Below are 19,086 nucleotides of genomic sequence, written 5' to 3'. Positions count from 1 at the left end.
GTCTTCGCGCGCAGGTTAGGGTAGTTGGTTGAATTCGGCGTAGCCCTCATGATCGGGCTTCATGCCGGCGGCCACCAACTCCCACAGCACCTCGTCAGTGCCGCCGCCGACGCGGGCCAGTTTCATGTCGCGCCACCATCTGCCCAACGGGGTTTCGTCGACGAGATAGCCGGAGCCGCCGAAGATGTGCATGCACTCGTTCATCACTTCTTCGCCGAGGCGGGCGGCGTTGACCTTCATGGCGGCGGCGGTGCGCAGGTCCAGCTTGCCGGTCGCGGCGATTCCGTCGAGGGCGTAGCGCAGCATGTCGACGCGCGCCTGCAGGTCGGCCATCCGCATCCGGAGGGCCTGGTGTTCGTACAGCGAGTGGCCGAACTGCCGCCGAGCCATCATGCGCGCCAACGTGATTCCGATGACGCGCTGGGCGGAGGTCGAGATCAGGCCGGCCACCGACATCCGCTCCTGCGCGAGACCCCAGGAGATCGCGGCCAGCCCGATCCCCGCGCGGGCCACCAGGGCGTCGGCCGGCACCCAGGTGTCGATGTGCACCGCTGCGGTATCGAGTGGGCCGGCGCCGACTTTGCGGTACGGGGTTTGAACCTCGCACTGCGCCACGGGAACTGCGATTACGACCACGCTGCCGTGCTTGCTGTCCGGGTCGTGATCGACGCTGCGTGCCACGCACACGACGTGGTCGGCGATGGGGGACAGCGAGACGAACTTCTTGATGCCCTTGACCTCGAAACCGCCACGCACCGAGCGCACTTCGGTGCCGACGATCTGCAGGTCGGATCCGCCGGACTGCTCGGAGGCGCCGATGCACAGCACCGCCTCGCCGCGAATGGCCTGCTCGGCGATGTCCTTCAGGTAGTCGGACTTGCCGAAGCGGCGCAGGATCGCGATCGCCGAGTCGTGCAGGCCCACCCCGACGCCGATACCGGCCGAGCCCAACAGGCCCAGCCTTCTGGCCAGTTCGATGACCTTCGCGACGTCGGACTGCTGCTGACCCGGCGGCCACTTGGCGGAAAACACCCCGGACTCGCCGAGGTATTCGATGAGCTTGCGCGGAAAGCGTTCCGTCTCTTCGGCTTCCGCCGTCCATGCGGTGACCCGGTCGTCGAAGACCCGCTCGAGCAGCTCGCGATAGTCCTCGGCCGGCGGTGCGCCGGGCGCTTCGGCGGTGGCCGTCATCGGCTTGCTCCCTCCAGCGTGCGTTTGACTTCGAGCCGGCGCAGCTTGCCCGACGAGGTGCGGGGCAGTGAACCGGGTTTGAGGAACACCACGTCGGCGGGAACCACGCCGCAGTGCGACGCGACCCGCGCCACGACCGCGCTGCGTGCGGCGGGCTCGTCGTCACCCTTGAACTCCGCGGCGATCACCAGACCGGGCCGCGCCGATGTCTCACCGGTGCCCACGGCCACGACGCAACCATCACGGACCCCGTCGATCTCGCCGGCGATGCGCTCGATCTCGGTGGGGAACACGTTGCGTCCCGCGACCGTGATGAGCTCCTTGGCGCGGCCGCAGACGACCAGCCCGTCGTCGGTGAGGTAGCCGAGATCGCCGGTCGGTAGCCACGCGTGCCGGTCGAGCGGGGCTTCACCGACGTACCCCGTCATCAGCGACGTGCCACGAACCTCGATCTCACCGACCTCGCGGCCGGTCACCTCGGTGGTGTGCGTCGCGTCGGTGTTGATGCGGATTTCCATGCCGGGAATCGCGTGACCGAGCACCGCGAAGCGACGAGTGGACTCACCCGCCTCGGTGCTGACCGTGACGTCATCGACTCGCAGTCCAGAGAACGGCTCGGGAATGCTGACCGCACAGGTGGATTCGGCCAGACCGTACGACGGCGCCAAAGAAGACGGATTGAACCCGAACCGGGTCATCTCGTCGGCGAAGCGCTGATAGCCGACGCAGTCGACAGGCTCGCCACCGTTGAGCGTGAAGCCGAGGTTGCTGAGATCGAAACCCTTGAGGCTGCCCGCGTACTTACCGATCAGGTTGAAGGCCATGTTCGGAGCAGCGGTCATCGTGGCTCGACTCTCGGTGAGCCATTGGAGCCAGTTGAACGGTGACGCGGCGAAGGCGGAGGTGGGCGCCTGCCACAGGTCCGCCTGACCCAGCGTTGCCGTCAGGAGGAACGCCAGCCCCATGTCGTGGTAGATCGGCAACCAACTGTGCAGACGGCATCGGTCGTCGACGTTGACCCGGGCGATCAGCCCACGCAGGTTGGCCAGCGACGCGGCCGGCGAAATCATCGCCGTGCGAGGCGTTCCCGTCGACCCGGCGGTGCCTTGCAGGATCGCGACGTCCGCACTGTCCGGGCCGCGAAACATCGTCGAGCGGCGTGGGTGGCCGGCCTCGGCGAGATCGTGAACGGCGATTGAGTCGGCGTGCGTGCGCAACAACCGCAACTCGGCGCCGTGGCTGAACACCGTCGTCACGCCGATGGAGTGGAACCGGTCCAGCGTGGTCTGAGCCCACTGCTCGGGGTCAGCGCGCCGGATGGGCCCGGGGAGAATTGACAACCCGGCACCGGCGAAGGACACGCCCGGGATGGCCGCGACGAACTCCACGGTCGGTTCGCCGATCAACCCGACCGCCGTGGCTTCGTCGGTGGTGATCCGTTCCGCGATGTTCTCAGCCCGCGCGTGCACCTCTGGCCAGGGATGCTGCGCCCACTGGCCGGTTTCGGCGTCGAGCAGAGAGAGGCTGGTCGGCGCCCCCGACATCGCCGCCGAGAGAGCCGCTGCCAGCTCGGTCACGAGTTTGTCGGTGCGGCAACCGCTTTGGCCAGGATGGCCGCTTCCAGATCGCCGACGGTGTCGCAGCTGAGCAGGTCCTCTTCACTCAGCGCCACCCCCAGTCGATCCTCGATGGCCACCATTCCGACCGCGAACGCGACCGAGTCGAGACCGACGTCGTCGATCAGTCGGGAGTCACGCGTGACGCGTCGAACATCGACGTTCATGTCGTCGCGCAGGATCTCGGCGAGCGCAACGCTGACGGCTTCTGGAGTAGACGGGTTCACGGCCAGCGACGGTACTACGTCGACTCAGGTAAGGCTAGGCTTACCCTGCGGTCACGTGGGCGTTTTCACAGCTGCGCGCCGATCCACCAGCCCACAGCGGCCGCCGCCAGGCCCAGCGCGAGGCTCACGAGAATATTGGCCACCGCGAGGACCGTCCGGCGGTCCGCGCCGAGCTCGAGGGTCTGCAGCATCCAGGTCGAGAACGTGGTGTAGGAGCCGACGAACGCGACTCCGCCCAGAAGCGCGGTCGTCGGGCCGACGCTCAGCCCGCTGAGCAGCCCGAGCAGCAGCGCGCCGGAGACGTTCACGACCAGGATCCCCGACGGAAAAGCCCCGGTCAGGCGGCGCGCCACCGCGCGGTCCACGAGAAACCGCAACACGGCACCGACGCCGCCGAGCGCCACTACGCCCGCCCACACCGCGACCGTCATCGCCGTGCCCACCTCGAACCCAACCAGGCCACGCCCAGCCCCGCGGCGACGCTGGCCGCGGCGTAGCCGACCGCCAATCCGAAATGCTCCCGCTCGAGCATCTTCAAGATTTCGACCTGCATCGTGGAGAAGGTGGTCAACCCACCGCACAGCCCGGTGCCCAGCAGCGGGCGGCGATAGCTCGTGCCGGGCAGTCGGGTGGCCACATATCCCAACACGAAAGCGCCGACGATGTTGACCGCGAACGTGGCCCATGGCCAGTGGCCGGGTTCCGGCGCGGCGAGCGTCTCCGCCGCTGCGCGGGCGGCGGTGCCCAGCGCGCCGCCGACGAACACCGCGAGCAGTTCGCGGCCGTCGTAGCCAAGCACGTCGTGACCAAGCACAAGGCGAAGTATGGCGGTATCGACGCACACCGCGTGGCCGCGTGGAGCAGAATCGGCTGCATGGCGGCCAATCCCCGAGCCGGTCAGCCGGCACAGCCCGAGGACCTCATCGACGTCGCCCAGGTGGTGACCGCGTACTACACCCGAGAACCCGATCCCGACAATGTCGATCAGCAGGTCGCGTTCGGCACGTCCGGGCACCGCGGGTCCAGCCTCGATGCAGCGTTCAACGAGGCGCACATCGTGGCCACCACGCAGGCCATCGTCGAGTACCGCGCCGCGCAGGGCACCACCGGGCCGCTGTTCATCGGCCGCGACACCCATGCCCTCTCGGAACCCGCCTGGGCTTCCGCGTTGGAGGTGCTGGCCGCCAATGACGTTGTGGCCATGATCGATTCGGCAGACCGTTACACGCCGACTCCGGCGGTCAGCCACGCGATCCTGACGTTCAACCGGGGCCGCGACGGCGATCATGCCGACGGGATCGTCGTCACGCCTTCGCACAACCCTCCGCGGGACGGTGGCTTCAAGTACAACCCGCCCCACGGCGGACCCGCCGACACCGATGCCACCGGCGCGATCGCCCGACGGGCCAACGAGCTGCTGCGGGACGGGCTCAAAGACGTCAAGCGGATGCCGCTGGGCCGCGCGCTACAGACCGCGCAGCGCCACGACTATCTCGACGCCTACGTCGCCGACCTGCCCAACGTCGTCGACATGCACGCGATCAGCGCCGAGGGCATCCACATCGGCGCGGATCCGCTGGGCGGCGCCAGCGTCGACTACTGGGGCGCAATCGCCGAACGCCACAAGCTCGAACTGACGGTGGTCAACCCGCTCGTCGACGCGACGTGGCGGTTCATGACGCTGGACACCGACGGCAAGATCCGGATGGACTGCAGCTCACCGAACGCGATGGCCGGTCTGCTCCGGACGATGAGCGACAACCCCGACAGCTACCAGATCGCGACCGGAAACGATGCGGACTCCGACCGGCACGGCATCGTCACCCCCGACGGCGGCCTGCTCAACCCGAACCACTATCTGGCGGTGGCGATCGACTACCTCTACGCGCACCGGCCGTCGTGGCCGGCGTCGACCGCGGTCGGCAAGACCGCGGTCAGCTCGTCGATCATCGATCGGGTGGTCGCCGGGCTGGGGCGCAAACTCGTCGAGGTGCCGGTCGGGTTCAAGTGGTTCGTCGACGGATTACTCGACGGCACAATCGGTTTCGGCGGTGAGGAGAGCGCGGGCGCGTCGTTCCTGCGGCACGACGGCTCGGTGTGGACGACCGACAAGGACGGCATCATCCTGGCGTTGCTGGCCTCGGAGATTCTGGCCGTGACGGGTGAGACGCCGTCGCAGCGCTACGGCGCGCTGGCCGAAAAGTACGGCGCCCCAACATATGCTCGCGTCGATGCGCCCGCCGACCGTGAACAGAAGGCGCGGCTGGCCAAACTGTCGGCGGAGCAGGTTTCGGCCACCGAACTTGCGGGCGAGCCGATCACCGCGAAGCTGACCTCGGCACCGGGCAACGGCGCGCCGCTGGGCGGGCTGAAGGTGACGACGGAGAACGCGTGGTTCGCGGCGCGCCCGTCGGGCACCGAGGACGTGTACAAGATCTACGCCGAGTCGTTCAAGGGTCCCGAGCACCTGGCGGAGGTGCAGGAAGCGGCGCGCGAGGTGGTCAATAAGGTCATTGGGTGACCTCGGAGAGCGACTGTTCGACGGCGGCCAAGCCGAAGCTCCCGCGAGAGGTCTGGCTGCTGGTCGGGGCGAACGTGGTGGTCGCGCTGGGCTACGGCGTGGTGGCGCCCGTGCTGCCGCAGTACGCCCGCCACTTCGGGGTGAGCATCAGCGCCGCGACATTCGTCATCACGGCGTTCGCGCTGATGCGGTTGATCGCCGCGCCGCCGGCCGGAATGCTGGTGCAGCGCCTGGGGGAGCGCCGGGTGTACATCAGCGGTCTGCTGATCGTCGCGCTGTCCACCGCGGCGTGCGCGTTCGCGCAGACGTATTGGCAGCTGCTGGCGTTCCGCTCGATCGGCGGCCTGGGCTCGGCGATGTTCACGGTGTCGTCGCTGGGCTTGATGATCCGCATCTCCCCGCCGGACGCGCGGGGCCGGGTCGCCGGACTGTTCTCCAGCGGGTTTCTCGTCGGCTCGGTCGGCGGGCCGGTGCTCGGCAGCCTCACCGCCGGTTTCGGCCTGGCCGCCCCGTTCGTGATCTACGGGGCGGCGCTGCTGGTCGCGGCGGGCGTGGTGTTCGTCAGCCTGCGGGGGAGCACGATCGTGGCGCCCGAGGAGCCGACGGACCCAGCAGTATCGGTACGGCAGGTGCTGCGCCACCGCGCCTATCGGGCCGCATTGTTCTCGAACTTCAGCACGGGCTGGGCGGCGTTCGGGTTGCGCATCGCGCTGGTGCCGCTGTTCGTGGTCGAGGGACTCGGCTACGGCGCGGGTGCTGCAGGTTTGGCGCTGGCGACGTTCGCGATCGGCAACGTCTCGGTGGTCATCCCCAGCGGGTATCTGTCGGACCGGATCGGCCGCCGCAAGCTGCTGATCGTCGGGCTGACCGTCTCCGCGGTGTCGACGATCCTGGTGGGCTTCACGTCGTCACTGCCGATCTTCCTGGTCGCGGCGTACGTCACGGGTGCGGCGACGGGCATCTTCGTCTCCCCGCAGCAGGCCGCGGTGGCCGACATCGTCGGGAACAAGGCGCGCGGCGGGACCGCGGTCGCGACGTTCCAGATGATGGCCGACTTGGGTTCGATCATCGGATCGCTGGTGGTGGGCCAGATCGCCGAGCACGCGTCGTTCGGGTGGGCGTTCGTGGTCAGCGGGGCGATCCTGATGGTCGCGGCGGTGGGATGGATGTTCGCGCCGGAAACGCGGGGCCGGCCTGCTGTGCACACACCCGCCCGCGCGCTGGGGCCTGAGGCGGGCGGAGAAGTGCCGTAACCAGCGATTTTGAGCGCTTCCCGCAGGTGGTGTAACTTCGATGGGCACGACTTCAGGGGCTATGGCGCAGCTGGTAGCGCACCACACTGGCAGTGTGGGGGTCAGGGGTTCGAGTCCCCTTAGCTCCACTTTCTGAGGACATTCCAGTCAAGAGGTGGCGGCGCGCTCCGGACAGAAGTACAGCCGAGCGCCGGCAATGATGTAGTTCGACAAGTTCTCGTTCTTGGTCGAGACATCCAACTTCTGCAGGACTGTCGTCAAATCGGCGCCACGGTCGTACTGCGTGCATACGTCTCGGGCGAGGGCGGTGATGGTCGCGCAGTCAGCGGTGAACCCCGCGCCGGCCATACTTCGGCAGAAATCGCTCTCGGGCGACGCGGACGCGTTGGGCGCGCCGATGAGTGCGCCGACGATTGCCGCCGACAGAAAGGTGATTCGCGCAAGCATGGCCATAGTCAGTCCGTTCTATCGCCGATTATCCGCTTGCGCGCAGCGGCACGCAGGAAGCCGCGCATTTCGAGATACGGCCGTGACTGTCCGCGCTCATAGCCGAGCGCCTTGAGCGGACGCTCTCAAGCGGCTGGTTTATCGTGGCGGCCATGGGTAGCTCGCGAGTTTCCGGTGGCGTGGTGCACGAAATGCCGGCGGATCTGCGTCAGGCGTTGCTCGCCAACGACACCGCACTTGCCGCATGGAACGACATCACACCGCTGGCGCGCAACGAGTTCATCTGTTGGGTCGAGGACGCCAAACAGGAGAAGACCCGTGAGCGTCGCATCCGTCGCACCCAGGAAGAACTCGAAGAGGGTAAGCGCCGGCCGTGCTGTTGGCCCGGTTGCAAGCACCGCGAGCGCACCGGCAAGTAGCGCCTACTGCTCGTAGGCAGGCGCTGACTGCAACTCCGGCGCGGCAGCTGCCAGCAACGCCGCACGGTCGCCGGTCAGCGGGGGATATATGCGCTCGCCGTTGATGATTCGCTTCGTCGCCTTGGCCGCCGCGCCGGTGCTGACCACTTGGCGCTCCCAGCCCTCCGTGTACACCGCACCAGCGCGCCCTAGGTCGAGAACTGTGACGTACCACGGGATCCGAAGTGCCAGCATCGGTTCGCCCAACAGATCGCTGATCACGTTGTATCCCGCATAGCGGCCCATCGGCCTGCCGTGCTGACACGACATCACCGACATGTGCTCGTCGTCCATTCGCGCTGCCGCGACGTCGCCTGCAGCGAACACACCGCCGACGCCCTCGACCCGCAGATAATCGTCTACCGGCAGTCGTCCCAGCCGGTCGCATGCCACCCCAAACTGCCCGGTCAGCGGATTGGCCCGCATCCCGGCACACCACACCACCGTGGCTGCCGCGAGGACTTCACCCGTCGACAGCGTGACGCTTCGCTCTCCGACCGCAGTGACGCCAACGCCGGTTCGCACTTCAACCCTGTTGTCCGCTAACGCTTTTTCGATCACCGGTCGGGCTGAGTCGCCCATGTCCGACCCGACGTGCGGGTTGTGATCGACGAGGACCACCCGCGGCCTCCCCCCGGAGCCGAGGACATCCGCCAGCATCGCGGGCAACTCGCTGGCGGTTTCGATCCCGGTGAGTCCGGCGCCGACGACGACAGCGGTCGCGGATGCCGCATCGTCCGGTCGTAGACCGCGGATGTGACTCTGCAGCCGCATCGCCGCGTCGTAGGTGTCGACGTCGAACCCGAACCGGGCCAGACCGGGAATGTCGGGCTTGACGACGCGGCTGCCCGTCGCCAACACCAGGCGGTCATAACTCAGGGTCGCACCGTCTGCCGTCCGCACCTTCGCGGCCGCTGCGTCGATTGCAACCACCTCGGCCGCGAGGTGCCCGACCCCCACTGGGCCCAACAAATCGGATAGCGGGAGACGGCACTCGCTCAGGTCCGCCTCGTAGTTGCGCACCCGGATGTCGTGATACGGCTGCGGGCTGACGACGGTGACGTCGACCGCGCCGTCGGCTCCGAGTTCGTCGAGCCGTCGCGCCGCTCCCAGCGCCGCCCACAGACCTGCAAAGCCCGAACCCAGGACGAGGACACGCGCGCCGGGCATCGCACCATCGTCACGCCCCGCGGCGCCCAGAACAAGGGGCCGAGTGTTGGCTTGTGTGACGCTCCGAGCGTCAGAACCGTGCGTCAACCCGACACTCGACGGCCGAGACAACCGATAACCGACTAGAGATCGACCAGGTTGGCCGCGATGCTGCGCGTCTCCCACAGGTTGAGCACGTTGGTCAGCATCTGCAGCGGCGCGCGCACCGCTTCGTCGTCCTTGATGCGCGGATCTGTCCGTGTGGTGTGAGGCCCGGCAGCCGGCACCCGCTTGCGGATCAAGGCCGGAACGTCGAGAAGCCAGGTGACACCCATCAGCATCGCGTACAGCACCAGGTGACGTTCCACCGTCTCGCGCGAGAGCACCGGCCCGCCGCTGGCCGAAACCTCTCGGCAGAACATTTCGAGCAACTCATCGAAATAGGTATCCCAGAGCGAGGTTTCAGCCGCCGACAGTGAGCCCCAGATGGCCATCGCGACGTTCATCCGGCTGACGCATCCCCAGTCCATCAAACCGCACCGCAACTCCCCGCCGTCGTCGCGCCAGAACCACGCGTTGTCGACGTTGGCGTTCCAGTGGCACAGCGCGAGATAGTCGGCGTCGTCGGCCAACTGCCGCCACACGTCCGCCTCCTGCCGGATCAGCGCGGGTGCCTCGACGGTCAGGCTTGCCAGAAACCGCGCAGATCGCAGGTGTTCGGCGAACAAGCCGGGGTGGCGTGCGACGAAATCGGTGAGCCGACCCAGCCGGCGGTCGAGTTGTTCGGCCGTGAAAGTCGGCCGCTGGCCGACAGTCGCGGCTTGCAGGTCGACGGGGAAGCGCGCGAGGAGGTCGGCGGGCAACCGGCCCGAGCGTTCGGTGCCCGCCAATCGCGCCACTGCGGTCAGCAGCGCCCGATAGTGGGCGACCTGATCGGGCATCTCGTAATCCAGGCACTTATGGTATTGCGGCTCGATGTTGCCCTCTCCGAACGCGATTCGCTCGCTGATCATCAGCCCGGTGCCCGATTCCCGGTGGAAGTCGGCGAACTGCGTTGCCGGCACGGCGATGGGGAAACCGGGCGCGCGGGTAAGCGCCGCGAAATATGTCTCGGACTCCATCTGGTTGCGCCCGACATCACGTACCGCGTCGTCGAAGTCGCGGGAGAACTTGACGAACAGGTCGGTGCGAGCGACGGTGTCCGGCTTCGCATAGCGGACCGTCAACACGGCTTTGCGTCCGGTGCTGCCGCCGGAGACCTCCGCCAACCGGTCGATCGCCACGACCTCGTTGTCGGGTGCCAGTGCGCCGTAGGCGCGGAACGCCTCGGTGAGGAATCCAGTTCCGGCTTCCCGCAGGGCTTCGGCGTGCGCGGAAATGTCAGGCCGGTGGTGTCCCCGCGGACCACATCGGTCACGTGGTCAGGGCTTGTTGCGTCCCGACCGGCTCAGCCGCCACTCCGGCGGGTAGTTCATGTCGTTGTCCTTGACCACATTGTTGAGCCCCTTCTCGAAGGTGCCCTCGGTGAGGTCGACGTCGTTTTGCTGATCATTCTGGATGAGCGGCAACATCCCTTCGACCATGCCGGTCAGCAGGCTGCCGAAGTACTCGCCCTTGTGCTGCTTGTAGAGCTCGAGGAACGTCTTCTGCACCGCGACGGTGTCGGTCGGGCGGGACTTCGAGCAAGCCAACGCGTACTTCTCGGTCTCGGCTTCGAGCTTGTCCCTGGGCACGACACTGTTGAGGAAGCCGCACTCATACATCTCCTGCGCGCTGAACGGCCGGCCGGTGAACAGCATCTCGGAGAATTTCCGCAAGCCCATCGTTTCCGCCCACCACCACAGCCGTGGTCCCCAGCCGACGTAGCGGAAGGCCGGATGGCCGAAGAGCGCGTCGTCGGAGGAGATCACCAGGTCGGCATCGCCTGCCTGATAGAAGTGCCAGCCGTAGCAGTACCCCTTCGCCTCGATGATGCTGATCTTGCGGAGTTCCTGTAGCGGCCGGTTGCCCGCGCGCGCCTTGGCGTAGAAGTCGGTCACCGTCGACAGGTAGCGGTAGGAGCCGCCTGGCGGGTACTTGACGTCGTCGTCGTTGATCGCGAGTTCGTGCAGCAGGGGCATGCCGGGGTTCTCCAACATGTCACGTTGCTCGGGGAGGTCACCGCCGCTGCCGAAGTCCTCGCCCTCGCCGCGGATCACGACGACTTTGACATCGTCGTCGACATTGCACTTGTGGATCATGTCGGCGTAGAGCTGGCGCATGCCCATCGTGGTCGAGTTCTGAGCTTCGGGGCGATTGAAGGTGATGTAGGCGATCCGGTTCTTTCGGTCCTTCTCGAACCGGATGTGCTGTTCGGCGTCCCGCTTCATCTCTTCGTAGTCGTACTCGGGCATGCTCGGCTCCTCCATCTTCACGTGAGTATGCGGCCCGCATGACCGGGCAGCGCAACGCCTGGACCTGACACAGCGACGACGCCACGCGTCATCGATTCCTCGACAGTCTGTCAGCGCGTGACAGCGGTGGGGCTGTTTGTACTGTCCGCTTAGAACGAACACCAGGCCCGCGCGGTTCGCGCGGCGGGCAAAGCCGGGCACCGAGCCGTGCGCCGAGCCCAGCGGTAACTCTGTATTGCTGAGCCTGTTTTATGCGACAATCTCCTTCGAGACCCTCCGTACGAGGGTTCTTTTTGGACGGAGGCGATCATTCCTACGTCACCTTTGCGCATTACGGCGGGTGTCTGCGTGCTCGCTGCCGGACTGTTTTTCAGCGTCGGCAGCGCGATCGCCGCTGCGGACTCCGATTCGGGTGACGGCGCGGGTGGCGGTGGCGCGGGGTCCAGCCAAGGATCGGCAAGCAGCAACCAGAGCACCGGCGCGTCGGGTGGAAGCGCGTCGAGCGCCGCAAGCGCCGCAAGCACTGCAAGCGCGGCGAAGTCCGATCCGGGCGGAACGCTCAGCGGCGCCAACTCGACCACAAACTCCACCTCGCGGCTGTCCGCGACGCGGCAGAGCGGATCCGAGGATCAGACCACCACGTCGGCCGGCGCCGATGATGCGGAAGAGGGCACCGAGTCCGACGACGTCGAGTCACTCTCGACCGATCCGGAGTCCGCGTCCGCCGCCGAAGAGGAGACCATCGAGACGGCGCCCAGCACCGAGGCCCCGGCGCCGACAGTGACTGCAGACGCCTCGGCGGATGGCGCGTCCTCGGTCCCCGCTGCGGCGACGACACCGGCCGCGGAAGCCTCGGTGGCCCCGACGGCGACGGCGGCGCCCCCGGCCCCGCCGGCTAACCAGGCGGCACCCCTTTCCCGGACGACCGGGCCGGTCACGAATGTGGTCAACACGTTCGCCGATGTGCTGAATTCGGTGCCCGGAACGCTCAGTGCGCTGCAAACGTCGAAGACGCCGATCACGGATGCCATCGCATCTGTGCAGCAGATGGTGACGACGGTGGCCGGTGCGATCACTCGGGTGCCCAGCGATTTCGTGGCCATGTTGGGGATCCCCTCATCCAATCTTCCGGACCGACCGCTGATCGGAAGCAGCGGGGCGCTCAACCCCGTCCGCGCGCACACCCCGGCCGACGCGCCGCTGTTCGGACCGCGTCCCGGGCAGGTACCGCAAGCGGTGGCTCCCGCAGAGAGCACCTCGCTGTTCGGCACCATGGCCCCGCGTCCTGCGCTGGGGACGGTGGCCGCCACCGGCCTCAGCGAACCGCTGTCGGTGTCGGGAACTGTGCCGCTGACGACCGGCGCCCCGTCGGGTGCGCAGTCGATCTTCGAGCACGTCATCGAAGCGGTCCTCGTTCCCGCGTCCCTGACCGCGCTGGCGGCGGTGGCGTTGCCGGGCGTCGGCGCCTTGCTCGTCGTCGCCGCGGCGGGTGTACGGGTGGGCTACCGGCAAGCGAAAGCGGGTCTGGCGCTGCGCGCCTCGGGCATCGCGCGGTTCGCCGGGCCCGGTCCGCTGGGTGTCGTCCGCTCGGGTCCACTGGTCGCTCTGCGCCAGCGTGCTCGGGGACCGCGTACCAAGCGCGCCGTGTGTCCGGAGGCGTCGCGGTCGGCGCAGGTACTCGAACCCGTCGCCTAGTTCTTTGCAGCATCCGCGGTGGGCGCGATGACAGAGCACCCCAGAAAGTCGTCGAGGATCTCGACACCCCGCTGAGCGGCAGGTGATAGCGGTGGTGTAGCCCTAAGGGGTTGATCCCACGCACCCGGTGCGGGTGATCAACCCGTTAAGCGCACCGAGCACGTCCGCTCGAACCCGTCGCCTACGCCCGCGAGCCTGCGGCCGCCAACGCGGCCTCGATGTCGGTCCACGTGCGCCGCACTATCTCCGCGACCGGCAGCAGATCGCGGATTCGCGAAGAAACCTGACCGGTGTTGGCCACGCTGGCGTCCATATCGCCGTCGAAGTACAACTCGGTGATCTTGCCCAACAGTCGGGCGTTCGCGTCGTTGGCCGCGACCCGCGCGGCCAACCCGGTGCGTAACACCCGCATCGTCGGATTGCCTGGGATGTCGAGCAGCACGGTGCCCGCGTCGTCGGCCGTGACGATCGCGTCCTTGAAATTCGCGTGGACGGCGGATTCGATGCTGGCCAGCATCCGGGTGCCCATCTGGACTCCCTCGGCGCCGAGCACCAGCGCGGCGGCGGCCGACCGGGCGTCGCACATCCCGCCGGCAGCGATGATCGGCAGGTCGACGTTCTCGGCGACCAGCGGGAGCAAGACCATGGTCGATGCGCCGAGCAGCGATTTGAATCCGCCGCCTTCCACACCCTCGACCACCAACGCGTCGACGCCGGCATCGGCGGCTTTCCGAGCGCCCTTGAGTGAACCGACGACATGGACAACCGTCATCCCCGCGTCGTGCAGGCGTTTGGTGAACAAGGCAGGATCGCCCGCCGAAGTGAAGACGTGGACCACCCCGGCCGCGGCTAGCGTGTCGACGATTGAGGGGTCGGCTTTCCAGCCCTGGATCATCAGGTTGGCGGCGACGGGTTTGTCGGTGAGTTCGCGCACCCGGAGCAGATCCGCGCGCCCTCCGTCGGTCAGCGTCTCGATCATGCCGAGGCCACCGGCCTCCGAGACCGCCGCAGCGAGCTCGGCGCGTGCGATGTATGTCATCGGCGCCTGCACGACGGGAAAGTCGACGCCGAGAAGCGCCTGGATCCGGTTGGCCACGAAGCCATTCTGAGGTCACGCCGACGCGCGGCGAAATCACCCTGGCGATTTTTACATTGAGTGCTCTATGATTTGTCCCGAACCGGACCGAGCGGCAGCGCAGCCCGAGAGGACGTCGATGGCCAAGCCACCCCTGTCGATGAAGCCGACCGGATGGTTCCAAGTGGCGTGGTCGGCCGATATCAAGCCAGGCGACGTTAGGCGGATGACGTACTTCGACCGCGAGATGGTCGGCTGGCGAACGGCATCCGGTGAAGCGGTCGTCATGGACGCGTACTGCGAACACCTCGGTGCCCACCTGGGCTACGGCGGACACGTGGAGGGCGAGGTCATCGAATGCCCGTTCCACGGCTGGCAGTGGAACAAAGACGGCCGCAACGTCTGCATCCCGTATCAGGACCGCCCGAACCGGGGCCGTCGTATCCGCAGCTATCCGGTCGCCGAACGCAACGAGTCGATCTACATCTGGCACGACGTCGACGGCCGGGAGCCCTACTTCGACGCGCCGGACGTCTTCGCCGGTTTCGGCGACGGCAGCAGTGCCGCTGACTACTACCCGCCGATGACACTGCACCGTGAGCGACTCGAACTGCATCCGCAGTACGTGCTGGAGAACGGCGTCGATTTCGCGCACTTCAAGTTCGTGCACAAGACGCCGATCGTCCCGGTGTTCACCCGCCACGACTTCACCGGCCCCTGGTCGTATGTCGATTTCACGATCACGTTCGAAGGTGACGACACCCAGTCGATCGAGGACGTGAGAAGCGGTGTGGAGGCCATCAACGGCGGGCTCGGCATCGCGGTGACGAAGAGTTGGGGCATGGTGGACAACCGCACGATCTCGGCGATCACGCCCGTCGACGACCGCACGTCCGACGTCCGGTTCATGGTGTACATCGGCCGTAGCCCTGGGCGTGACGATCAGCGGGCCGAGGCGAAGGCCGCCGACTTCGGTGCCGAGGTCATCCGCCAGTTCACCCAGGACGTGCACATCTGGTCGCACCAGCGCTACTCCGACCCGCCCGCGCTCGCGACCGCCGAGTACGAGGGCTTCACCGCGCTGCGCAAGTGGGCCGCCCAGTTCTATCCCGACGGACGCGGTGGCAACGCCGCTGCGCACGCGAGGAGCGAGAAAGATGTGGACCTCGAATTCTCCCGTCCGACAACGAAGTCCGAGAAAGGCCGAGCCGAATGACCGTACAGCCCGCACGACCGACACGCGTCTTTCAAGTTGCGACAGGCAACCTCGGGACGGAGATGATCAAGCGGATCGGTGAGCATCCGGATCTCGAGCTGGTCGGGCTGCACTGCTACACGCCGGAGAAGATCGGTCGTGACGCCGGCGAGATCGTGGGCATCGGACCCGTCGGCGTGATCGCCACCGGCACGGTCGAGGAAATCATCGCCGCCAAACCCGATGTGCTGACGTTTCACGGCGTCTTCCCCGACGAGGACCTCTACGTCAAGGTTCTCGAGGCGGGAATTAACGTCGTCACGACGGCGGACTGGATCACCGGTTGGCACCGCGACACCAACCATCCGCATCCGTCGGGCAAACCCGTGTCCCAGCTTCTCGACGAGGCTTGCCGCAAAGGCGGTTCGACCTTCTACGGCACCGGCATGAACCCGGGGCTGAATCAGATTCTCGGCGTGGTCTGTTCGGCCGACGTGGCTGAGATCGAGAACGTCACGACCATCGAGTCAGTCGACGTGTCATGTCACCATTCGAAGGACACCTGGATCGAGGTCGGCTACGGCCAACCCGTGGATGACCCCGAGATCCCCGGGAAGCTGGAGAAGTACACCCGCGTGTTCGCCGACAGTGTGCTGATGATGGCCGACTGCTTCGACCTGAACCTCGACGAGGTCAACTTCAGCTACGAATTAGGCGCGTGCACAAAGGATGTCGACCTCGGCTGGTACAAGCTGCCTAAGGGGTCGTTGGGCGGCAACTACATCAAGTACCAGGGCATGGTCGACGGGGTGCCGAGGGTGGAGACCCATCTCGAATGGCAGATGACGCCGCACACCGATCCGCACTGGGACATCAAGGGTTGCTACATCACCCAGATCAAGGGCGACCCGTGCGTGTACAACAAGCACATGATCTTCCCGAAGCCCGGTGTGGACCTGTCCAACCCCGAGGCCTTCGCCTCCATCGGGATGACGGTCACGGGAATGCCTGCGCTGCACGCGATCCGATCTGTCGTCGCAGCGCCCCCCGGGCTGATCACCAGCGCGGACCTGCCGCTGCGCGGGTTCGCCGGACGATTCAAGAGATAGCGCATGCCTCAGGGCGCCAACGTCGCGCCGCGCCGCCCGGCGAACGGAAAGCAGGTACGGGCGGACCGAACGCGCGCGATGGTCATCGACGAGACAGTCCGCTGCATTCTCGAAGAGGGCTTCGGCGCCGCGAGCGCCAAGCACATCACCGAACGCGCAGGGGTGACGTGGGGCGTGATCCAGTACCACTTCGGTGATCGCGACGGCTTGTTGATGGCCGTCGTCGACGAGGGATTCGGCCAACTCACGTCGTGTCTGCACGAGGTCCAAGCGAAACTCGGCGAGCACTCCGGGCGGTCGCGCACCGAACTGGTGATCAACGCCGTCGCCGATGCGTTCTTGAGCTCGACATCGATTGCGGCGCTGGAGATCTTGATCGCCACTCGGACCGGTCGCGCCGACGTGGACCAGCGTCATCTGGCCGAGTTGTTCTCCACGCTGACCCGGCTCGGCCGCTTCGTCGGCGAGGGGCTCGACAAGACGCACGCCGACGCGGTGGGCAATCTCATCTGGACCACATTGATGGGTGCGATGGTGGCCAAGATGGCGGTCGAGGAACCAGTCGATGTCGGCCGGGAATTACGGGCGTTGACCGACGTCGTCACCGCCTACGTCGACCTCCAGCTCAAGGCTTGACGCGGAGACCGCGCCTCAGAGCGTTACCGGGGCCGGACGACGACCACCGGCCCCGCGGCTGCCTGTGCCACCTTGGCAGCGACAGAGCCGAGCACAAGGCTCGTGAATCCGCCGCGGCCTCGGCTGCCGACGACGACGAGTTGAGCCTGCTCCGACGGCTCGACGAGCCGGCGCGCGGGCTCATCACTGACAATCCGGCGCTGCACCTGCACATCCGGATACCGTTCCTGCCAACCCGCGAGGCGTTCGGCGAGAATCCGGTGACCTTCGCCCTCGTAGCGGTCCCAGTCGCTTCCGATGGAACCGAAGCCGACATCGCTCCACGCGTGCAGGGCGACGAGCCCGACACCGCGCCTTGATGCCTCGTCGAAGGCCAGCGCCGTGGCTTCCTCCGAGGCCGGCGATCCGTCGACTCCGAGCAGAACGGGGGAGGTGTCGTCGCCGGGCCGGGCGTTCCCGGCACCCAGGATCGCCACCGGACCTTGTCCGTGGTGCAACAGGCCACTACTGACCGATCCGAGTAAGGCGCGGCCGATGGCGCCGAGGCCCCGGCTACCCGACACGGTCATGTAAGCCTTCCGCGAGGCGGCGACAAGTGCCGGTGGTGCCGCGGCATGCACCACTTGCGTTTCGATGGCCGGCGGCGCATTGTCTCCGGCCGCCGCCTGCACGATCTTCTGCGCCTGGTCCAGAACGTCGCGTCCGTTCGCTTCCATCGAATCGAGGTAACTCGCTTCCAGATACGCCACGGGCCACGTCACCACGACAGGGGCGATCGCATGTAAGAGCCTGATTGGCTGCTCGCGCATGAGGGCTTCGTGAGTGGCCCATCGGATCGCGGCTTCCGAATCGGGCGAGCCGTCGACACCAACGAGAATTCCGGTCGGACCGTCAGTCATGGTGGCCTCCTTCGCGACGCGCGCTACTGATTCGACGTTACGTCGCGAACCGCCGTCACCAACAGAGACTTTGGTCCTCTGTCGATTCTTGGGTCAGACCTTGGTCAGTTCCGCGTATCGCGTGACGTGATAGTCGGTGGTGCCGAACTCGAACTGAAGCGCGGTGAGCCGCTTGAAGTAGTGCCCGATCGCGAGTTCCTCGGTCATGCCCATCCCGCCGTGCAGCTGAACGGACTGCTGCCCGATGAACCGTGCGGCCCGCCCGACGGTCGCCTTGGCCGCCGACACCGCGCGTGCGCGCACATCGGGCTCGGCGTCGACGTTGAGCACCGCCAGGTAGACGGCCGACACTGCCTGCTCGAGCTCCATGTACATGTCGACCATGCGATGCTGCAGTGCCTGGAAGCGGCCGATCGGCTGGCCGAACTGCTGCCGTTGCTTGGCGTACTCGACGGTGTCGGCCAACACTTTTCGCATACACCCGACCGCTTCTGAACAGACCGCGGCGGCGCCCTCGTCACGTGCCTGCTCCAGCGACGGCCACGCCTGTCCTTCCTCGCCCAGCAGCGCGTTGTTCGGAAGCCGCATGCCGTCGAAGGTGAGGTCGGACGCCCGGCGATCGTCGACCGTCCGGTAATGGTGAGCCTCGAGCGCACTCCCCACAGAGCCGAGATCCACGGCGAACAGCGAGATTCCGTTGGTGGTGCGCGCCGTGATCAACAGGTGGGTGGCAAGGGGCGCGCTGGCGACGACGATCTTCGACCCCCGCAGCACCCATTCGTTGCCGTCCCGTTCCGCGCTGGTCGCCACCTCCGCCCAGTTGTGCCCGGAGGCTTCCTCGGTCGCCGCGAGCGCAACGATGGCCGTCCCGTCGACGATCCGCTCCAGCAATGCCGAGGCCAATTCACCACCCGCACGATGGAGCAGCCCGCCGGCCACCACCGCCGTGTCCACGTACGGCTCGACCACCAGCGCATGCCCCAGGGCTTCGGCGATGACCATCACCTCCACCGGGCCGCCCCCGATTCCGCCGACGTCCTCAGGCAATGCCGCGCCGAGGATGCCGAGCTCGTTGGCGAAGCCGGCCCAGATCTCGGGCTGCCAACCGGTACCGGACTTGGCCGTCGCCCGGCTGCTCTCGAGGTCGTATCGGCTCGCGAGGAACTTGCTCAAGCCGTCGCGCAGCAGTTCCTGTTCCTTGCTCAGGTTGAAGTCCATCTCA

The 19,086-nt window shown here is 67.0% G+C and carries 18 protein-coding genes, 1 tRNA gene and 1 pseudogene; 8 read left to right on the top strand and 12 right to left on the bottom strand.

All coding sequences use genetic code 11. From position 1 onward, the window contains the following. Positions 1-15 precede the first annotated feature (15 nt). From mbtN to crcB (G6N18_RS09040), 5 genes are all read right to left on the bottom strand, one after another. Positions 16-1,191, bottom strand: coding sequence for a mycobactin biosynthesis acyl-ACP dehydrogenase MbtN (mbtN, locus tag G6N18_RS09060; RefSeq protein WP_083002047.1), 1,176 nt, complete (start codon positions 1,189-1,191; stop codon positions 16-18). Further along, the gene (gene mbtM, locus G6N18_RS09055; protein WP_179962420.1) at positions 1,188-2,759 is read right to left on the bottom strand and encodes a long-chain-fatty acid--ACP ligase MbtM; all 1,572 of its coding nucleotides are present in this window, start codon (positions 2,757-2,759) and stop codon (positions 1,188-1,190) included. The genes mbtN and mbtM overlap by 4 nt, the downstream gene beginning before the upstream one ends. Positions 2,760-2,764: 5 nt before the next feature. Further along, on the bottom strand, positions 2,765-3,034 hold the full coding sequence (locus tag G6N18_RS09050) for a mycobactin biosynthesis acyl carrier protein MbtL (RefSeq protein WP_082683936.1): 270 nt from the start codon (positions 3,032-3,034) through the stop codon (positions 2,765-2,767). Between the two features lie 65 nt (positions 3,035-3,099). Beyond that, positions 3,100-3,465, bottom strand: coding sequence for a fluoride efflux transporter CrcB (gene crcB, locus G6N18_RS09045; protein WP_083002200.1), 366 nt, complete (start codon positions 3,463-3,465; stop codon positions 3,100-3,102). Then, positions 3,462-3,833 carry a fluoride efflux transporter CrcB gene (gene crcB, locus G6N18_RS09040; protein ID WP_083002198.1) on the bottom strand — a complete coding sequence of 124 codons (372 nt, stop codon included), beginning with the start codon at positions 3,831-3,833 and terminating at the stop codon, positions 3,462-3,464. Before crcB (G6N18_RS09040) ends, crcB (G6N18_RS09045) begins: the two co-directional genes overlap by 4 nt. Positions 3,834-3,908: 75 nt before the next feature. On the opposite strand from crcB (G6N18_RS09040), the gene pgm reads away from it, so the two are divergent. The 3 genes from pgm to G6N18_RS09025 all read left to right on the top strand — a co-directional run bounded on the left by pgm (position 3,909) and on the right by G6N18_RS09025 (position 6,936). After that, complete coding sequence (gene pgm / locus G6N18_RS09035) at positions 3,909-5,555, top strand: phosphoglucomutase (alpha-D-glucose-1,6-bisphosphate-dependent) (RefSeq protein WP_083002195.1); 1,647 nt, start codon at positions 3,909-3,911, stop codon at positions 5,553-5,555. Continuing rightward, positions 5,552-6,808, top strand: coding sequence for an MFS transporter (locus G6N18_RS09030; protein ID WP_083002046.1), 1,257 nt, complete (start codon positions 5,552-5,554; stop codon positions 6,806-6,808). The genes pgm and G6N18_RS09030 overlap by 4 nt, the downstream gene beginning before the upstream one ends. 55 nt (positions 6,809-6,863) lie before the next feature. Next, a tRNA-Ala gene (locus G6N18_RS09025) sits at positions 6,864-6,936 on the top strand. A 19-nt stretch (positions 6,937-6,955) separates the two neighbouring features. Here the strand turns inward: G6N18_RS09025 and G6N18_RS09020 are convergent. Continuing rightward, a complete protein-coding gene (locus tag G6N18_RS09020) occupies positions 6,956-7,261 on the bottom strand; it encodes a DUF732 domain-containing protein (RefSeq protein WP_083002044.1) in 306 nt (101 codons plus the stop codon). Positions 7,262-7,407: 146 nt separating this feature from the next. Here G6N18_RS09020 and G6N18_RS09015 point away from each other — a divergent pair, with 146 nt between their 5' ends. Then, complete coding sequence (locus G6N18_RS09015) at positions 7,408-7,674, top strand: YdeI/OmpD-associated family protein (RefSeq protein WP_083002042.1); 267 nt, start codon at positions 7,408-7,410, stop codon at positions 7,672-7,674. Between the two features lie 3 nt (positions 7,675-7,677). Here the strand turns inward: G6N18_RS09015 and G6N18_RS09010 are convergent, their stop codons facing one another. From G6N18_RS09010 to G6N18_RS09000, 3 genes and pseudogenes are all read right to left on the bottom strand, one after another. Then, positions 7,678-8,883, bottom strand: coding sequence for an NAD(P)/FAD-dependent oxidoreductase (locus tag G6N18_RS09010; RefSeq protein WP_083002041.1), 1,206 nt, complete (start codon positions 8,881-8,883; stop codon positions 7,678-7,680). A 122-nt stretch (positions 8,884-9,005) separates the two neighbouring features. After that, a pseudogene (locus G6N18_RS09005) lies at positions 9,006-10,279 on the bottom strand (hypothetical protein). Between the two features lie 4 nt (positions 10,280-10,283). Beyond that, positions 10,284-11,255 carry an enoyl-CoA hydratase/isomerase family protein gene (locus G6N18_RS09000; RefSeq protein WP_083002193.1) on the bottom strand — a complete coding sequence of 324 codons (972 nt, stop codon included), beginning with the start codon at positions 11,253-11,255 and terminating at the stop codon, positions 10,284-10,286. Positions 11,256-11,603: 348 nt separating this feature from the next. On the opposite strand from G6N18_RS09000, the gene G6N18_RS08995 reads away from it, so the two are divergent. Beyond that, positions 11,604-12,950, top strand: coding sequence for a hypothetical protein (locus G6N18_RS08995; protein ID WP_109749449.1), 1,347 nt, complete (start codon positions 11,604-11,606; stop codon positions 12,948-12,950). Positions 12,951-13,131: 181 nt separating this feature from the next. Here the strand turns inward: G6N18_RS08995 and G6N18_RS08990 are convergent, their stop codons facing one another. After that, the gene (locus G6N18_RS08990) at positions 13,132-14,046 is read right to left on the bottom strand and encodes an NAD(P)H-dependent flavin oxidoreductase (RefSeq protein ID WP_083002037.1); all 915 of its coding nucleotides are present in this window, start codon (positions 14,044-14,046) and stop codon (positions 13,132-13,134) included. Positions 14,047-14,164: 118 nt separating this feature from the next. Between G6N18_RS08990 and G6N18_RS08985 the strand changes: the two genes are divergently transcribed. The 3 genes from G6N18_RS08985 to G6N18_RS08975 are packed head-to-tail and all read left to right on the top strand — an operon-like array spanning position 14,165 to position 16,965. Continuing rightward, a complete protein-coding gene (locus G6N18_RS08985) occupies positions 14,165-15,241 on the top strand; it encodes a Rieske 2Fe-2S domain-containing protein (protein ID WP_083002036.1) in 1,077 nt (358 codons plus the stop codon). Beyond that, a complete protein-coding gene (locus tag G6N18_RS08980; RefSeq protein ID WP_083002034.1) occupies positions 15,238-16,329 on the top strand; it encodes an NAD(P)H-dependent amine dehydrogenase family protein in 1,092 nt (363 codons plus the stop codon). The genes G6N18_RS08985 and G6N18_RS08980 overlap by 4 nt, the downstream gene beginning before the upstream one ends. 3 nt (positions 16,330-16,332) lie before the next feature. Next, positions 16,333-16,965 carry a TetR/AcrR family transcriptional regulator gene (locus G6N18_RS08975; RefSeq protein ID WP_083002032.1) on the top strand — a complete coding sequence of 211 codons (633 nt, stop codon included), beginning with the start codon at positions 16,333-16,335 and terminating at the stop codon, positions 16,963-16,965. A gap of 23 nt (positions 16,966-16,988) precedes the next feature. On the opposite strand, the gene G6N18_RS08970 is transcribed toward G6N18_RS08975, so the two are convergent. Both G6N18_RS08970 and G6N18_RS08965 read right to left on the bottom strand, forming a co-directional pair. Then, positions 16,989-17,864, bottom strand: coding sequence for a universal stress protein (locus tag G6N18_RS08970; protein WP_083002031.1), 876 nt, complete (start codon positions 17,862-17,864; stop codon positions 16,989-16,991). Positions 17,865-17,957: 93 nt separating this feature from the next. Continuing rightward, positions 17,958-19,082 carry an acyl-CoA dehydrogenase family protein gene (locus tag G6N18_RS08965; RefSeq protein ID WP_083002029.1) on the bottom strand — a complete coding sequence of 375 codons (1,125 nt, stop codon included), beginning with the start codon at positions 19,080-19,082 and terminating at the stop codon, positions 17,958-17,960. Between the last annotated feature and the right edge of the window lie 4 nt (positions 19,083-19,086).

Source organism: Mycolicibacterium celeriflavum (genome assembly GCF_010731795.1).
GTDB classification, from domain to species: Bacteria; Actinomycetota; Actinomycetes; order Mycobacteriales; family Mycobacteriaceae; genus Mycobacterium; species Mycobacterium celeriflavum.
The sequence above is the reverse complement of the archived record's forward strand: the minus strand, read 5'-3'. Positions and strand labels throughout refer to the sequence as shown.